Origin of the sequence: Pseudofrankia coriaricola (assembly GCF_032027725.1) — a bacterium.
Classification (GTDB): Bacteria; Actinomycetota; Actinomycetes; order Frankiales; family Frankiaceae; genus Pseudofrankia.
Genome location: NZ_JASNFO010000001.1, coordinates 322605 through 338580, shown reverse-complemented (window position 1 = coordinate 338580; position 15976 = coordinate 322605). Strand labels below are relative to the sequence as shown.

Annotated in this window: 9 protein-coding genes; 6 read left to right on the top strand and 3 right to left on the bottom strand. The window is 74.0% G+C overall.

Features of this window, described 5'->3' with window-relative positions; genetic code table 11:
• Positions 1–20: 20 nt before the first annotated feature.
• Positions 21–1031 carry a hypothetical protein gene (locus tag QOZ89_RS01360; RefSeq protein WP_071052357.1) on the bottom strand — a complete coding sequence of 337 codons (1011 nt, stop codon included), beginning with the start codon at positions 1029–1031 and terminating at the stop codon, positions 21–23.
• Positions 1032–1374: 343 nt separating this feature from the next.
• On the opposite strand from QOZ89_RS01360, the gene QOZ89_RS01355 reads away from it, so the two are divergent.
• The 3 genes from QOZ89_RS01355 (at position 1375) to QOZ89_RS01345 (ending at position 4707) form a co-directional block, all read left to right on the top strand.
• Positions 1375–2370 carry a hypothetical protein gene (locus QOZ89_RS01355; RefSeq protein ID WP_071052318.1) on the top strand — a complete coding sequence of 332 codons (996 nt, stop codon included), beginning with the start codon at positions 1375–1377 and terminating at the stop codon, positions 2368–2370.
• Complete coding sequence (locus QOZ89_RS01350) at positions 2367–3569, top strand: tetratricopeptide repeat-containing protein (RefSeq protein ID WP_312622738.1); 1203 nt, start codon at positions 2367–2369, stop codon at positions 3567–3569. The genes QOZ89_RS01355 and QOZ89_RS01350 overlap by 4 nt, the downstream gene beginning before the upstream one ends.
• Before the next feature lie 175 nt (positions 3570–3744).
• On the top strand, positions 3745–4707 hold the full coding sequence (locus QOZ89_RS01345; protein ID WP_071052316.1) for an acyl-CoA thioesterase: 963 nt from the start codon (positions 3745–3747) through the stop codon (positions 4705–4707).
• Between the two features lie 120 nt (positions 4708–4827).
• Here QOZ89_RS01345 and QOZ89_RS01340 read toward each other — a convergent pair whose 3' ends face one another.
• Both QOZ89_RS01340 and QOZ89_RS01335 read right to left on the bottom strand, forming a co-directional pair.
• Complete coding sequence (locus QOZ89_RS01340) at positions 4828–6363, bottom strand: NAD(P)/FAD-dependent oxidoreductase (protein ID WP_071052315.1); 1536 nt, start codon at positions 6361–6363, stop codon at positions 4828–4830.
• A gap of 685 nt (positions 6364–7048) precedes the next feature.
• Positions 7049–9376 (bottom strand): glycosyltransferase, encoded by a 2328-nt coding sequence (locus tag QOZ89_RS01335; protein ID WP_312622737.1) that lies wholly within the window; start codon positions 9374–9376, stop codon positions 7049–7051.
• A 555-nt stretch (positions 9377–9931) separates the two neighbouring features.
• Between QOZ89_RS01335 and QOZ89_RS01330 the strand changes: the two genes are divergently transcribed.
• The 3 genes from QOZ89_RS01330 to QOZ89_RS01320 all read left to right on the top strand — a co-directional run bounded on the left by QOZ89_RS01330 (position 9932) and on the right by QOZ89_RS01320 (position 15790).
• Positions 9932–11575: a CNNM domain-containing protein gene (locus QOZ89_RS01330; protein WP_071052312.1), complete on the top strand. Its 1644-nt coding sequence runs from the start codon at positions 9932–9934 to the stop codon at positions 11573–11575.
• Positions 11572–12654, top strand: a complete 1083-nt coding sequence (locus tag QOZ89_RS01325; protein WP_071052311.1) for a hemolysin family protein — start codon at positions 11572–11574, stop codon at positions 12652–12654. Before QOZ89_RS01330 ends, QOZ89_RS01325 begins: the two co-directional genes overlap by 4 nt.
• Positions 12655–12934: 280 nt before the next feature.
• Positions 12935–15790, top strand: a complete 2856-nt coding sequence (locus tag QOZ89_RS01320) for a WD40 repeat domain-containing serine/threonine protein kinase (protein ID WP_312622734.1) — start codon at positions 12935–12937, stop codon at positions 15788–15790.
• Positions 15791–15976: the final 186 nt, after the last annotated feature.

Here is a 15976-nt window from a genome sequence, read left to right as displayed (position 1 = left end):
GGCACCTGGGTGGACGGCGTTCAGGTCCAGCGCAGGCCGTAGCTCAGGCCGAGGCCGAGGTGGCCGAAGCGCGCCGACACCTCCCCCGCCCCGTCCAGCGGCACGACCGGAAGATCGATGGCGAGATCCTCGACCGCGCGCAGCGGCAGGCCGTCCAGGCGATGCACCTTGGGCTCGGCGCCTTCGGGGAACCGTACCCGCAGGTCCAGCGCGTCGCAGCGGATCGTCGGGTTCATCGCGTAGTGCGGCACCATCGGCTGCCCCGGCGGCACCCGCCACACGCACCCGAACTCGTGCCGCTCCTCGGCGCCCAGTGGGTGAGGCAGCCGCAGCACCGGGGAGAAGAGCGTGTCGCCCCGCCGGTCGACCCGGACGATCCGGCCGCCGAACATCACGTCCACGCCGAGGTCGCGAGGGCTCGGAGGCGCGTCGGGCGGGCGAGGCAGGCTCATCGACAGGGCCACCTCTCTCAGCCCGTCCTCGACGGCGACGATCCGCCTCGACTCCAGCAGCTCGGGCGTGGGCGCGTCGAGCCGCATCAGCGCCCACACCCGCTCCACGTACCAGCCGGCCGTCCCGCCGGCCGGGTCCGGCGCCGCGGCCGCCTCCCGGCGGCGCGCCTCCTGCCCGCCGCGCACCTGGCCGCCACCGTTCTGGCCGCCGCCGGCGATAATCATCTCCGCCAGCAGCCGGAAGGCCTCCTGGCCGCGGCGGCGCAAGGTACGCGGATCCCGCTCGAACTCGACGGCGAGCCAGCTGAGCCGCTCCGTCAGCAGCCGGTGGCCGGCTCGCGGGTCCACCCCGAGGGACACGCCGGCGACCAGGCGCAGATCCTCCGGAAGTGCCCCCAGCCACTCACCGAGCCAGCTCACCATCCGGGACCGCAACGGGCCGCCGGACAGGTCACCGAGGGCGGCATAGCGGCGCAGCAATGGCCCGGTCCTGGCGTCGAGGTTCGCGGACCGCAGGCCACGCCCGCGAGCGAGCGAGCGCAGCTCAGCGTGCATGGCCGCGAGATCAGTACCGTTCATGGTCATCTCTGACGGACGCACGGCCGGACCCGCCGTGTGGGCCAGGCCCGGGGGCCTGCGGGAAGGCGGCCGCCGACGGCCACGGCGTGCGTCCGCCGACGTCGCGCCCGCCATTGGCCGGGTTTCATTATGCTGACTTTCCGCCCGTCACCGCGCACGTACGGCGGGCGGCCTGCGCGGCTGTCCGTCATCGCACGTCCGTCCGTCCAGGTTTTGGCATATATGCGCATTATCTGGGGCATGACAAACATTGCGTGCCCGGTTGCGCCGACGACCGCGGGCGTCATTGTCCGCACGCTGACCGGTGACATGGGGCCATGGTGGGACTGACGGGGGAACCATCGTGCGACTGACGGCGGAACTTGAGGGCACCGCGGTGGCCCGGTGGTATAGGGCCGCGCGTTTCCGGCCCGATCCCGCGCGGCGGGAGACCGGCGGGACGCTGCAGCGGCTGAACTGGCAGACGAGGATCAGGTACTACGAGACGCTGGTGGAGTTTCTCGACGCCAGCGACGGGTCGATCGACGGCCTGGCGCGCGACGCGCTGGCCGCCGCGGCGGGGCAGCGCCGGCCTTCGACCCTGTACTACCTGGTGAGCCCGAGAAGCCCGGGGTCGCTCGCGGGCACGCTGCGAGCGACGGCGGCGGCGCGCCTGTACGAACGGCGCCACGGGGAGCGCGTGCTCGACCTGCTGGTGACGGAGACGAAGGTGTGGAGCTACTGGCCCCACCGCGAAGGCTGGCTGGAGGCGCTCGACGACCTGGCGGTCGTCGACCGCTGGCTCGCCGCGGCGAGCCTCGTGCGGGTCGTGGCGGACTGGGCGGTGTACTCGCGCCCGCTGGCGATCGTGTCCGGGTTCGCCCCACCGCTGGCCGCGGTCGAGGATCTGCTCACGCTCGCCGGCCCCGGGGGTGAGCGCCCCACCGGGCCGGACGGTGACGGTTCGGGCGGCGACGCACGGCTCGCCGAGGTCACCTGCCTGCTGACGACCGTGGCGCGCACCGCGCTCGGCGCGAGCGGAATAGGACCCGGCTTCGTGCTCGGCGCGGTGCACCGCCGCCTCGCGGCGCTGGTCACCCGGGCCCCGGCCCACTCCGAGAAGATCACCACCGACGCCGTCGACCTGCTGACCCAGCTGGAGCACCTGCTGCCGGGGCTGCCCGCCGAGGAGCGGCACCGGATGTCCGACGAGCTCGCCCCCCGGCTGCGCGCGGTCCTCGACCAGCTGGCACGGCCAGGCCCGCCCGACCCGCCAGGGCCCGAGGGCCTACCGCCAGGACCACCGGGCGATGACGAACAGGATGGTCCGGGCGAGCGGGCCGACGGGGAGGGGCGATGACGCCGTCCCCGCCGCCGGCCGGTGAGCCGGAGCGCGACGACGAGCTGGAGCGCCGGCTGCGCGGCCGAACCCAGACGGTGCTGACATACACCGACGCGACCGCCGACCCGCGGCCGCTCGTCGGGCTGTACGAGGAGGTCCGCCGCGTGCTCGGTGCCACGAGCACGCTCGCGCTGCTGGTCGAGTACCACGCCGAGGAGCTGTACAGCCGCACCCGGTCGGTGGCCGAGTCCGCGCGGGTCTGGGCGCAGCTGCACGCCCGCGCCGAACTCGCGCTCGACCGGCACGACACCACGCTGATGGGCATCAAGGCGCTGCACGCCCGGTACGCCCGGCTGTCCGGCGGCCCGGCCGACCTGGACACGGCCGCGCAGACCTACGAGGTCGAGTGGCGGCGTCGCCTGGCGATCCTCGGCGCGAAGGCGGACCGCACCAGCACGGCGCACGCCAACCTCGCCATTGCGCTGCGTGACCGTGGCGGGCGCGACGACCTGCGCCGCGCCTGCCAGATCGCGCGCGAGGAGGTGACGGTCCGCCACGCCGTCTGGGGAGCGGATCACTCGTTCACCTGGATCGCGCAGCTGATCCTCGCCCAGACGCTCCTCAAGGTCGCCGAGCGGGCGGACCCACCCGGGCACGACGCGGGCCCTCCAGCCCTTGGCCCCGCTGACGGCTCCGCCGCGATCCCCGGACCCGGCTCCGAGCCGGTCGACCCGGACGCCTGGAGGTCCGAGCACGACCGCTATCCCCCGGTGTCCGAGGACGACCTGGCGCGCCCGCGCGACGAGCTCATCGAGGAGGGGCGCGTGGTGGCCGCGGCGGTGCTGACGGCGCGCCAGGAGCGGTTCGGCGCGACGTCGGACGCGACGCTGCGCACCCAGCTGGTGCACGCGCACGCGCTGCTGCTCGCCGGCGAGCCGTCCCGGGCGGCCGCGGAGATCCGCTATGTGCTGGCGACCAACCGCCGCGTCGGCGCGAACCTCGACCCCGGCTGGCCCGAGCTGCTGCTGGCGAGGGCGCTGCTGGCGGCCGTCCTCAGCGAGGAGGGCGACAGCCTCGACGACGCCCTGCGTCAGGCCAGGGCCGCCGTCGAGGCGCGGCGGGCCCGCTATCCGGCGGGCGCCCAGCGCGTCGCCGAGGCCGAGCACTTCGAGCGCGAGGCCAGACGGCTCGCGGCCGAGCAGCCACCCGACGAGTGAGAGCGGCCGTCCGGCCCGGCGAGCACGAGGCCGGACGCGGGCGGCTATGACCATGACCATAGGCCGGCGCGCCGGGCGGGCGGGTACCGTCGGGGAGCGGTCACCGGATCACGGCCGCGGCGCTGAGCGGCGCCGCACGGCCGGAGGCCGTGGGACAGACAGCGCGGAGGTCGATGTGGGCACGGCGGTTACCGACGGGGCCGGCTCCTTCCTGGACCTGCTGACGCTCGAGCAGCCCGAGCCGGACCTGTTCCGCGGGCTCAGCCACGAGGGCGCGCCGCTGCGGGCGTTCGGCGGCCAGGTCGCGGCGCATGCTCTGGTGGCGGCGACGTCGACCGTCGACCCGGACCGGCCGGTGCACTCGCTGCACAGCTACTTCATCCGCGGCGGCGACACCACCCGCCCGATCGACTACCACGTCGAGCGGATCCGCGACGGGAAGTCGTTCACCACCCGGCGGATCACCGCCGTCCAGCACGACGAGGCGATCTTCGTCCTTTCCGCGTCGTTCCACCGCCACGAGGACAGCCCGGTCGACCATCAGCGCCCGGCGCCGCGCGTCCCGCCGCCCCCGGACGGCCACCCGCTGTTCGACGGCCGGGCGCCGAGCAGCTCCGAGCAGGCAGATGCCTACGCCCCGCCGGACGACACCAAGGAGTGGGCCGACGAGCGGCGCAACGCCTGGGCTCGGCGCGGCTTCGAGGTGCGGGTCGTCTCACCGGCGGACCAGCCCGCGGCGACTGGCGAGGCAGGCGAGCGGGCCGTTACGCCCATCGGCGGCTCACAGCCGGCGCCGGCCCGGATGCGCGCCTGGCTGCGGGTGACCGAGAAGCTGCCGGACGACCAGCACACGCACGCCTGCGCACTGGTCTACATGTCGGACCTGACGCTGTCGCACTCCATCCTGAGCCCGCACGGCGGGGTGGGCCATGGCATGCAGCTGACCTCGCTCGACCACGCGGTCTGGTTCCACCGCCCGTTCCGGGCCGACGAGTGGCTGCTGTTCGACCAGGAGAGCCCGACCGCGGCGAGCGCCAGGGGGCTGGCCGTCGGTGAGTTCTTCGACGCGGCCGGCACCCTCGTCGCCACCGTCGTCCAGGAGGCCCTGGTCCGCCCCGCCCGCCGCCACTCCGGCTGACGACAGCTGGCTCCGGCTGACGGCCACCCCGACCCCGGCTGACTGCCCTGGGCCAGAACGGCGACGGCCCCGGCACGCGGTGCGTGCCGGGGCCGAGGCGTACTGCCTGCTGGCTACCTGCTAACGCGAGCCGCTGACACGGGAACGGGCGGCGTCGAGGACCTTGCGGGACAGGACCGGGGCGTCGCGCCCGGTGCCGTGCGAGCCCGCCGGCTTCGGAGCATCGGACGAGGAGGCCTTCTGCTCGTGGTACTCCTCCTCGACGTTGACCGACCAGACGTCGTGGTCCGTGCCCTTCGCGATGTTCTCCACCGTCAGCATGGCGGTGTACATCGAGTGGTCGGCGTTGTTGTAGCGGAACATGCCGTTGCGGCCGACCGGGTGCACGTTGCTGGCGTAGTCGGTCAGCCAGCCGCGGATCACGTCGACGTTCGCCTGGTAGTGCTCGTCGTAGATCGGGTACGCCTTCGGCTGGCGCACGACGTAGCCCGCCTCGACGTCGCGGTACTTGACCAGGCCGAGCCGGTCGAGCTCCTGCTTGCCCTGCTCGATCAGCTTCTCGTCGCTGGCCGTCCAGTCGGCGTCGTTCTCGAACACCGTGTACTCGAGGCCGAGGACGTTGCGGCCGTCCTTCACCAGGTACGGCGACCAGGACGCGAAGTTCTGGATCCGCATGGTGCGGACGCTCGAGTCGTGGATGTAGATCCAGTTGTCCGTCCAGGAGACGGCGCTGGACGGCACGACGAGGGCGACCGTGAGGAAGTCGCGGAAGCGCAGGTCCTGCGCGGCCTTGAGCACTCGCGGCGGCACCGGCGGATCCATGATCTCGATCAGCTGGGAGATCGGCATCGAGGAGATGAGCTCGGTCGCCGGGAGGACCTCCGCGCCACCGTCGACGTGCTCGGCGACGACCTCGTAGGCCTTGCCGTTCTCATGCCGGATCTTGGTCACCTTGGTCTCCAGGACGACCTTGGAGCCCTGGGCGACGACCTTCTCGCGGCAGACCTCCCACATCATCCCGGGGCCGTACTTCGGGTACTCGAACTCCTCGATGAGGGAGGTGATCTCTTTCTGGTTCGTCTTCGGCTTGACCGCGTTGAGGATCGCGTTGCCGAGGTTGAGGCTCTTGATGCGCTGCGCGGCCCAGTCGGCCGGCATCTCGCTGACCGGGACGCCCCAGACCTTCTCGGTGTAGGTCTTGAAGAACGTCCGGTAGAGCCGCCAGCCGAAGCGGGCGACCAGCCAGCTCTCGTAGTCCGTCTGGTCCTTCGGCGGGCTGACCCGGGCACGCAGGTAGGACGCGATGCAGATCGCGGCCTCCTTGGGGCCGAGGTTCTGCAGCGCGTTCACGGCCTTGATCGGGTAGTCGTAGTACTTGCCCTGGTAGAAGATCCGGCTCTTGCGCGGCCGCAGCAGGAAATCCTCCTGCGGCAGGATCTCGTGCCAGAAGTCCTCGACTCGTTGGACCTTCGAGAAGAACCGGTGGCCACCGATGTCGAACCGCCAGCCGTCACGCTCAACGGTGCGGGAGATGCCACCCACCTGGGTGTCGGCCTCGAGGATGGTCGAGGGGATCCCGTACCGGTGCAGCTCGTAGGAGGCGGTGAGGCCCGCCGGTCCGGCGCCGATGACGACGACGTCTACGTTTTCCGACATCAAGACTCAGCCGTTCCTTGGGGTGTATGACGAGGGCGACGACGCAGGTCGCGCCGCCGGTGCACCCGCGCGCGCCGGAGAGACCCACCAATGGTCACTCAGCGTATCGGAACCGACGGCAGTGTCCCTCGCGGCGTGCGCAGCATGCCAGCGGTGGGGGCGTATCGCCCCGGAGAGGGCGAGCCGCTCACGCATCGTTGACTCCGCTTCGAGTTCCAGGGATCGCGGGGACTGGGGGAGAGAAGCGGATGGGGTTATCCGCTTCGCGCACACTGTAACCGGCCGACAGAACGGCGAAACGCACGGGCCCCCCCCCCCCCCCCCTCCCCACCACCCCCGCCCGCCGCCCCCCGGGCCCGGCCCCGCGGCCGGCGCCGCCCGCGCAGCAGGTCAGCCGCCGGCGGCTGACCTGGATCACCCGCTGAACACGGTCACGGAATGTGATGAATTCCGTTCCGAGCGGAGGTGTTCCCGGTCACGCCGCGCGCCAAAACCGCCGTGTTCGTCGAAGACGACGCGCCCGGGCCTGGCGTTGAAGGCCATCACCCGAGTACCGAGATACCTGGCCTCCCCGGCGCTGTGGGTGACGAAGGCCACTGTCGTCCGGTCGCCGCCCACCGTGGCGAAAGCATCCCCCTGGGGCCCGGCCGACGACTCACACCGGCCTGTCCCGCCGCGGTGCGCCTCAGCCGAAGACGAGGGTGACGAACACCGCGAGGAGCGCCACCGCCGCGATGGTGGCGTGCAGGCGGCGGCGGTCGTTCGGGGTGGCCCAGGGGATCCCGCAGCCCGCGGCCACGGGCTTCGCGATGGCGAGCAGGACCGCGGCCGCCCACATGACCACGCCCAGCACAGCGCGTTCCGGCCGCACCCCGGCGGTGACGACCACGACGGCGAGCACGGCGGCGGCGCATGGCACGGGCAGCAGCGGCGTCCATGCCTCCGAGGCCAGCCGCGCCACCGCCTCACGCCACTCGGCCCACCGCAACCGGGAGACCCACCCGAACGGGCGCGGCGCGGGGATCCGGCCCTTCCCCGCGCCCGTCGGCCCGGTCGAGGGGACCCTGGTGGCGATCGCCGCGCGCCCGGCCGCGGGCACGGGCACCGTCGCCGCGCTGGTCGAGGACACCGACACCGACGCCTTCGACGACGCTGATGCTGTCGTTGACGCGGGCGACGCGGGCGACGCGGGCGACGCGGGCGACGCGGGCGACGCGGGAGCGCGGCGCAGGACGGACGGCGCTACGTCCGGGGCGGTGCCGGCGCCCGTCCGGCCGCCGAGGAGGGCGACTCGGGCCACGGCCAGCAGCGAAAGAGGAATCGAGGCCAGCCAGCCCGCGAGCGCCACCGCGGTGCCCTTCGCGCCGGTGCCGCCGGTGCTGGTCACCGCGAGGCCGAACAGCGCGGCGGCGGCCAGGTAGGGCAGCCCGAAGCCGAGCCAGCCAACCGCGCCGGCGCCGGCCGCGAGCCGGCCGCCGCCGAGGACCACCAGCGCCGGGCAGAGCCATACCCCGGCCTGCGCGGCGGCCAGCAGCGGCGCCGCTGCGTCCCACAGGTGGTGCGCCCGCTGCCGGCGATCGAGGCCGGGTTTGCGCAGCGGGTTGTCGAACAGCAGGATGCGCAGCCGGTCGACGGCCCGGACGACCAGGAGCCGGGCGGCCGTCGCCGGCGGCCGGGTGGCGCGGGCGACCAGGACGGCCGGATCGTGGACGCTCGCCCAGCCGGCCGCGTGCAGCTCGTAGGAGGTGCGGGGCTCCTCCGTGCCGCCGCGCTCACTGAACCCGTCGACGGTCTCGAGCGCGGCCCGGCGGTAGAGAGTGCCGCTGCCGGCGCCGGCGGCGGCGCCGTCGCGGTCCCTCGCGGCGGCGAGCAGGCGCGCCAGCGCCGGCTCGGACCTGTCCGGCAGAGGGCCGGGGTGGGCGGCGGCCCGCCACCCTGGGACGACCAGCCCGACGTGCGGGTCGCGCAGGTAGCCAAGCATCTGGTGGGCGGCGTTCGGGGTGAGGACGTCGCCCGCGTCGAGCAGCAGGACCGCGTCACCGCCGGTGCGGGCGAGTGCCATGTTGAGCAGTCCTGGCCGGCCCGTCGGCCCGTCGGCGCGCCACAGGCAGGTGACGTCGAGCCGCTCGGCGAGTGCCTCGAGCGGCGCGGCGCCGTCGACCCGGGAGTCGGCGACCAGGTAGGTCCGGTGCGGGTAGGCGAGGTCGCGGGCCGAGCGCAGGGCGTGGTCGACCTCGGCGAGCGGCTCCCCCCGCGCCACGACGAGCACGTCCAGCGATCCGGCCGGTCCGGGCGCGCGGCGGACGAAGCGCCGGTTCACCCGGGCGGCATGCACGGCCAGCACGGCCAGCGCCAGGTAGACAGCCACCTCCGCGACGAAGCACACCGCGCCCGTGAGCCCGGTGCCGCCGAGGTGGCCGGCCCGCCACCCCAGGTAGGCCACGCCGGCGAGGACGACCACGCCGCCCGCGGCCGCGGGCACCGCCGCCGCGAGGTCCAGCCCGCCCGGTGCCAGGTGCCAGCCCGCCCGCACGGCCGACGCCGGCGACCGGTCGACCGGCAGGGTCGAGTCCGGCGGCTCGCCTTGCCCGCGTCGCTCGCCGGTCGTCCGTGTCCCGGGGCCCGACCGCCTGTCGCTCCTGCCAGGCACGGCGGCCCGCGCCGCGGGTGCGGCCGGCACCGCCGGCCGCGCCACCTCGATCCCGGCGGGAACCGTCGGCGGCGCGGCCGCCGAGGGCCCGGCCGCCTTGGCTGGCCCGGCGGCATTCCTGGGCTTGACGGACTTGGGCTCGACAGGCCCGGCGGGACCGCCGGACTCGACATCCTCGGCGAGTTCCGTGAGCTTGGCTGGCTTGAGGTATTTGAGGGTCCTGGTGGCCTTGGCGGTCGACGGGGCGGCTCCGCCGGCCGCGTCCGGCTCCCCGTCGCGCGGTGTGGGAATGGCGGCCTGGGCCCTCGCGCGGCGGGCGGCAGCGCGGCGAGCGGCATCGCGATCTGCACCTTGGCCAGCCATGCCCACCTCTTCCGAACAATCAGTTACACCTCAGTTGCAGACAGTAACATTCCGCGAGATCGACGTGCCCTACCCGGGCGGTGGACCTCGTGCCTTGGCGACAAAGGACAGCGACAAAGGACAGCGGAAGACGGCACGGGCCGCCAGGACGACACGAGGGATCCCCAAGAGTCGCCGGACCACTTACGATCGGGTATGGACCCGCGAGGCGCGCCCGGGCCGGGCGCCGCATCGCACCACGTCAGCTGGGTACCTAGAGCAGGTACCGACGGCCAGGCCCGGAAACACCCGGTAACGGAGACATCCGTACGGGCGGCCGGGTGCCTGGCCGCCGGCCGGCGTGGCACACGTGGGCCTTCCCGCGCCGGCGCCGGCCGCCCGCTTCGGCGGGCCGGCTGGGGAACCACCTACGGGTGCCGTCCTGGAGGCCCACGAGGTCCGTCCGGGAGACGTTTCCGGACCCCCGACGACGGAAGGGATCATGAGCGGCTCCGGCGATACCGGCTGTAGTCCGAACCGACCCTCGCGTATGGGAGCGCCCGCGGAGGTCGAGCCTTGATCCAGGCGCTCCTTCTCGCTCTCGGCGTTCTGCTGCTCGCTGGCTGCGGGCTGTTCGTGGCCGCCGAGTTCGCGCTCGTCACGGTCGACCGGTCGAGCGTCGAGCGCGCCGCGCAGCGCGGCGACCGCACCGCCCGCGGCACCCTGACCGCGCTGCGCACCCTGTCGACCCAGCTCTCCGGCGCCCAGCTCGGCATCACGCTGACCAACCTCGGCATCGGCTACCTCGCCCAGCCGGCCATCGCGGAGCTCCTCGACAGCCCGCTCGCCACGCTCGGCGCGTCCGAGAAGCTGGCGGGCACGCTGTCGGTGACGCTGGCGCTGGTCATCGCCACCGCGCTGACGATGGTCTTCGGCGAGCTGGTGCCGAAAAACGTGGCGCTCGCGCGCCCGCTGGGCACGGCGAAGGCGACCCAGCGCTTCCAACGCGGCTTCACCAGGGCCACCCACCCGGTGATCAGGTTTCTCAACGGGGCGGCGAACCTGCTGCTGAGCCGGCTCGGGATCACCCCTCGCGAAGAGCTCGCCTCGGCCCGCTCGGCCCAGGAGCTGTTCTCGCTGGTCGGCCGGTCGGCCGAGCACGGCGCGCTGCCGAGGGAGACCGCGACGCTCGTGCAGCGCTCGCTGCTGTTCGGCGACCGCACGGCGCAGGACGTGATGACCCCACGGGTGCGGATGCGCTCGATCAGCGCCGACGAGCCGGTCTCCGCGGTGATCGCGCTGACCAGGCGCACCGGGCACTCCCGCTTCCCCGTGCTGGGCGAGGACAGCGACGACGTCGTCGGCCTGGTCCACATCAAGCACGCGGTGGCCGTGCCGGAGGACGCCCGGACGATCACGCCCGTCCGGTCCGTGATGGCCCCCGCCGTCACCGTCACATCGGGCATGCCGCTGGAGCCGCTGCTGGAGCAGCTGCGCGCCGGCGGCCTGCAGATGGCGATCGTCGTCGACGAGTTCGGCGGCACCGACGGCCTGGTCACCGCCGAGGACCTGATCGAGGAGATCGTCGGCGACGTCGTCGACGAGCACGACCGGGTGAGCCCACGAGCGGTCCGTCACCGCGACGGCAGCTGGGCGCTGTCCGGCCTGCTGCGCCCGGAGGAGGCCGAGGAGCTGACCGGAGTGCCGGTGCCGACGGACGACGCCTACCAGACGCTCGGCGGGCTGATGGCGGCCGCGCTCGGGCGCATCCCGGCTGCCGGGGACACGGTCGAGACCGCCGGCGTCCGCTACACCGTGGAGCGGATGGACGGCCGCCGCGTCGACCGCGTCCGCCTCGAGCCACCGGCCGGCGGCCACTCCCACCGGGACCACGCGGACCGCGCTTTCCGCGCGGACCGCGAGGGCGAGACGGCCGACCCGGGCCGCGCGGAACGCAGGCGAGGCGGCGCCCGTCCGGCCGGCGAGCCGCGCCCGGACGACGGCGACGACGGCCGTCCCGGTTCCGCCGATCCTGTCGATCCCGCCGATCCGGCGGGCCAGGCCGGCTCCAGGGAACAGGCCAGGCCGGGTGACGGCGACGGCGACGGCCTCACCGAGGGTGACACGGTGGTGGACCCGCGCCGGGCGCTGCCACCCACGCACCCGCCGCGCGCCCACAGCCGGCGCGGCCACACCGCGACGGCGGAGGGGCGTCGATGAACGACCTGCTCAAGCTGGCGCTGACCGTGCTTCTCCTGCTCGGCAACGCGCTGTTCGTCGGGTCGGAGTTCGCCCTCATCTCGGCGCGGCGGACCACGATCGAGCCGCGCGCGGCCGCCGGGTCGTGGTCCGCCAGGATCACGCTGCGGGCGATGGAGCGTGTCTCGATCATGCTCGCCGGCTCCCAGCTCGGTGTCACGGTCTGCACCCTCGGCCTCGGCGCGCTCGCCGAGCCGACGATCGCGCACCTGATCGCGCACCCGTTCGACGCGGTGGGGATCCCAGGCGCGGCCGTCCACCCGGTCGCGTTCGTGTTCGCGCTCGCGCTGGTCACCTTCCTGCACGTGGTGATCGGCGAGATGGTGCCGAAGAACATCGCGCTCGCCGGGCCGGACCGGGCGGCGCTCGTGCTCACCCCCCCGCTCGCCGGCTTCGTCTGGCTGCTGCGCCCGGTGATCTACGCCCTGAACTGGGTCGCGAACGCCAGCCTGCGGCTTGCCGGGATCGAGCCGAAGGACGAGATCGCGAGCGTGTTCACCCGCGACGAGGTGGCCGGGCTCGTCGACGAGTCGCACCGGGAGGGGCTGCTCCAGGAGGACGAGCACGACCTGGTCAGCGGCGCGCTGGCGTTCGACGAGCGGACCGCCCGCGACGTGCTGCTCCCCCGGGAGGGCCTGGTCACGGTGCCGATGACCGTCACGCCACGGGAGATCGAGGACCTCGCGGCGAGCACCGGCTACACCCGGTTCCCGGTGCTCGACTTCACCGGCCGCCTCATCGGCTACCTGCATCTGAAGGACATTCTCGAGACCAGGCCGGACCGGCGGGCCTCACCGGTCGCGGCCAAATGGCTGCGCCCGCTCGTCCACGTGCCGGCGGACGCGACGCTGCGCCACGCCCTGGCGACCATGCAGCGCTCGGGCGCGCACCTGGGCCAGGTGACCGACGAGCACGGCGAGTCACTCGGCCTGGTCGCGCTGGAGGACATCCTGGAGGAGCTCGTCGGCGAGATCCGCGACGAGGCCGCCGGACGGCCGGTCCGATCGATGGCGGCGCCGGCGTCTCAGCGCACGGCGTGACGGCCCTCGACCACCGGTAGCCGCTGACCAGAACCGCCGCGTCACCTCGGCCGGGCGGGGCCGCCCACCCGCCACCACGGAGGTGTCGGATGGCCGTCAACCGGCCGGTTCCCAGTGCGATCGCGGTACTCGCCAGGTTCGACACAGCGTAGCGTGTCGACCAGTGCCGGGAAGGTCGGCGGCACAACCACCGAGGTCGGACACCCCAATCCAGGGGCTGCCTTTCCAGGCTGGGGGGGAGCGTCGTCGCACGTCGGCGTCGTCACCGACGACACGACTAGTGCGACGCTGCGTCCAGGCGGGAGGCAATCCGGTGGCGGGATCGACTCCACCCCCGGTGTCCGGGAACGCCCCAACCCCTCTAAGCGCCGCCGACCCTCGGCGACTGGGCCCGTACGAGATCATCGGCCGCCTGGGCCAGGGAGGCATGGGAACCGTCTTCCTCGGCCGGTCCCCCGAGGGTACTCCCGTCGCCATCAAGGTCATCAAACCAGAGCTGGCCGAGGCGCCGGAGTTCCGCGGCCGGTTTCGGCGCGAGGCGGAAAGCGCCCGCCGGGTCCGACGGTTCACCACCGCCGCCGTGCTGGACGCCGACCCCGACGGGCCGAATCCCTACCTGGTGACGGAGTACGTCGAAGGCCCGACGCTGTCGAAGATGGTCGCCCGGCGGGGCCCGATGCGCCCGGCCGACCTGGAACAGCTGGCGCTGTCGGTCGCGACCGCGCTCTCGGCCATCCATGCCGCCGGCATCGTGCACCGCGATCTCACGCCGGCGAACGTGCTGCTCTCCCCGGTCGGGCCAAAGGTGATCGACTTCGGCCTGGCGCGTGACTTCGAGGGGTCCGGCGAGTTCAGCCGCACCGCGCGGCACGCGATCGGCACTCCTGGCTACATGGCGCCCGAGCAGATCCTGGACTCCCCGGTGACCTCCGCGGCGGACATCTTCGCCTGGGGCGCCATCACAATCTTCGCCGCGACCGGCCGGGCGCCGTTCGGCGAGGGCCGGATCGAGGCGTTGCTCTACCGGATCCTCTACGAGCCCGCGAACATCGACGGTGTTCCCGCCGAGCTCGCGCCGCTAGTCGACGCCGCCCTGCAGAAGGAGCCGGAACGGCGCCCGACGGCCGAGGCGCTGCGCGCCGCGCTGATGAGCGGCGGCGATCTTGTGCCGGGCACCGCCGCCTCGGCTGCCGGCCAGGCGGGGGCGCCGGCCTCGGGCCGGGAAGCGGGCGGCGACGCGGGCGAAGGCTCGCGGCGGCGCCGCGGGCACCTGTTCAGCCGCGGGGGCCGGGGGCCGGGAGCCGAGGAGCCGCCCGTGACCGCCACGCCGGGAGCGACGCCGCAGTCGGGATCGGCCGGCGCCGCGACCGGCCTGCTCACCCCTCCGCCGCCGGCGACGACGTCCAGGCCGCCCGCGACCACGTCCCGGGCATCGTCGGCGCCTGCTCCGACAGCTACGCCTGGCCCGACGGCTACGCCTGGCCGGACAGCGACACCCGCCTCGCCGCTGCCCGGGCCGCCAGGAGCGGCCCGCCCGGGAGCGGCCGGCCCGGCCGCCCGGTCGGGCGGTCCGGTGAGCCCGCCGTCGCGCGGCCCCGGTGCTCCGCGATCCCAGCCGCCCGCCGCGCCCACGTCGGGTGGCCCGCCGCGTACGCCCCGGTCGCCGGCGCCCGTCGCCAGCCGGGGCCCGGAAGTCGGCTCGGGCGACCGGCCCGGCTCGGGCGACGGGCCCGCGCCGACGGTCAGCCGCCAGGCGCCGCCGACCTCGCTGACCGGTGGCGCGGGAGTGGCCGGCGGCCAGCCCGACGAGGGTCACGACTACGCCAGCCGGCGTCCGGGCCGGCGCAAGGCGCTTCTTGTCATCGCGGGGCTCGCGGTACTAGCGGTCGCGGCCGTCACCATCCCGCTGGCGATCGCGAACGGCGGCGGCTCCGCGGCGAACCGAGCCGAGCTTTCCACCAGTCTTGCCCAACAGGCCGCCGCCGCCCGGGCAGGCGACCCGGCCAGGGCGAAACGGCTCAGCCTTGCCGCCTACCGGATCGCGCCGACCGAGGCCGCCTCGGCGGCGATGGTCGCCTCGTTCACCGCGGACTCCTGGGCCACCTTGCCGGGATCCGCCGCGGCCTACACCGGCGACACGCTCTCCGACGACGGCAGGCTCGCCGCCGCGACCGATGACGCCGGTCACCTGCGGCTGTGGGACCTGTCGAACCCGGGCAGCCCGACGCAGGTCGCCGACGTCACAACGTCCAGCGTCGGCGCCGGGCCGACCGCCCTCGGCCCGCGATTCCTGCCCGCCGGCGGCCTGGTGACAGGTGGCGAGGCCGGCCACCTCTGGGAGCTGACCGACCCGCGCGCGCCCAGGCCTCTCGCCCAGGTCCCCCCTGACGAGGTGGGCCAGGTGGCGCGGCTGGCGCTCTCGGGCGACGGCAAGCTACTCGCGACGACAGACCTGAGCCAGGTGACCGGCCTGTGGGACGTCAGCGACCCGGCCAACCCGCGTTTCCTGCGGTCGTGGCGAAGCACCGGGCTGACGACCGACATCGCGCTCAGCCCCGACGGGCGCACCCTGGCGATCGCGGGGGCGGGCGGCACGGTCAGCCTCCTGGACATCAGGGATCCGAAGAACCCGGCCGAGCGTGGCCAGACGTCGGGAGTGGCGGGCCAGGTCAACGCGGTCGCGTTCCTGCCTGATGGCAAGCACCTGGTCACCGGAAACGATGACGCGACCGTACGGCTGTGGGACATCACGGACCTGGCGAACCCGAAGTCTGTGGGCCAGGAATGGCGCGGGCACCAGTCCCGCGTCCTCGACGTCGTACCGGTTGGGAGGACCCTGGTCGCGAGCACGGACTCGGGTGGCGCGTTGCTCGGCTGGGATCTCGGCGCCGGGTCGCCCAGCCCGACACCCGTGTCGCTCGACAGCCATGCGGTACTCCGCGACGTGGCCGCCGACGGCGGCGGGAAGTGGCTGCTCAGCGCGCCGGCCGCCTCGGCCGGCGAGGTGACCCTCGGCTCGACCGACCCGGCCCGGCTCGTGACGGTCGCCTGCGGAAACCCGGCGAACCGGATCAGCGCCACCGAGTGGGCCAGCCTCATCAAGGGCCTGGCCTACCAGGATCCCTGCACCGGCTGATGGCTGATGGCTGAACGACGGACAGGGCGGAAACGGCGGAACGGCGGGCCTGACGCCGAAGGGCGGCGGGCACGCGGTAGGGGGAAATCTCCAGGACAGCAGACGGCGGCCAGCCGTCGGAAACGGCCGGCCACCGCCGAAAGCACTCGATCGTGTTGACTCACCATCAGAACAGCCAACCGGGGA

Excerpts from the sequence above, each read along its gene's own strand:
- QOZ89_RS01360 (WP_071052357.1), bottom strand. The coding sequence starts at position 1,031 with ATGAACGGTACTGATCTCGCGGCCATGCACGCTGAGCTGCGCTCGCTC.
- QOZ89_RS01350 (WP_312622738.1), top strand. The coding sequence starts at position 2,367 with ATGACGCCGTCCCCGCCGCCGGCCGGTGAGCCGGAGCGCGACGACGAG.
- QOZ89_RS01340 (WP_071052315.1), bottom strand. The coding sequence starts at position 6,363 with ATGTCGGAAAACGTAGACGTCGTCGTCATCGGCGCCGGACCGGCGGGC.
- QOZ89_RS01335 (WP_312622737.1), bottom strand. The coding sequence starts at position 9,376 with ATGGCTGGCCAAGGTGCAGATCGCGATGCCGCTCGCCGCGCTGCCGCC.
- QOZ89_RS01325 (WP_071052311.1), top strand. The coding sequence starts at position 11,572 with ATGAACGACCTGCTCAAGCTGGCGCTGACCGTGCTTCTCCTGCTCGGC.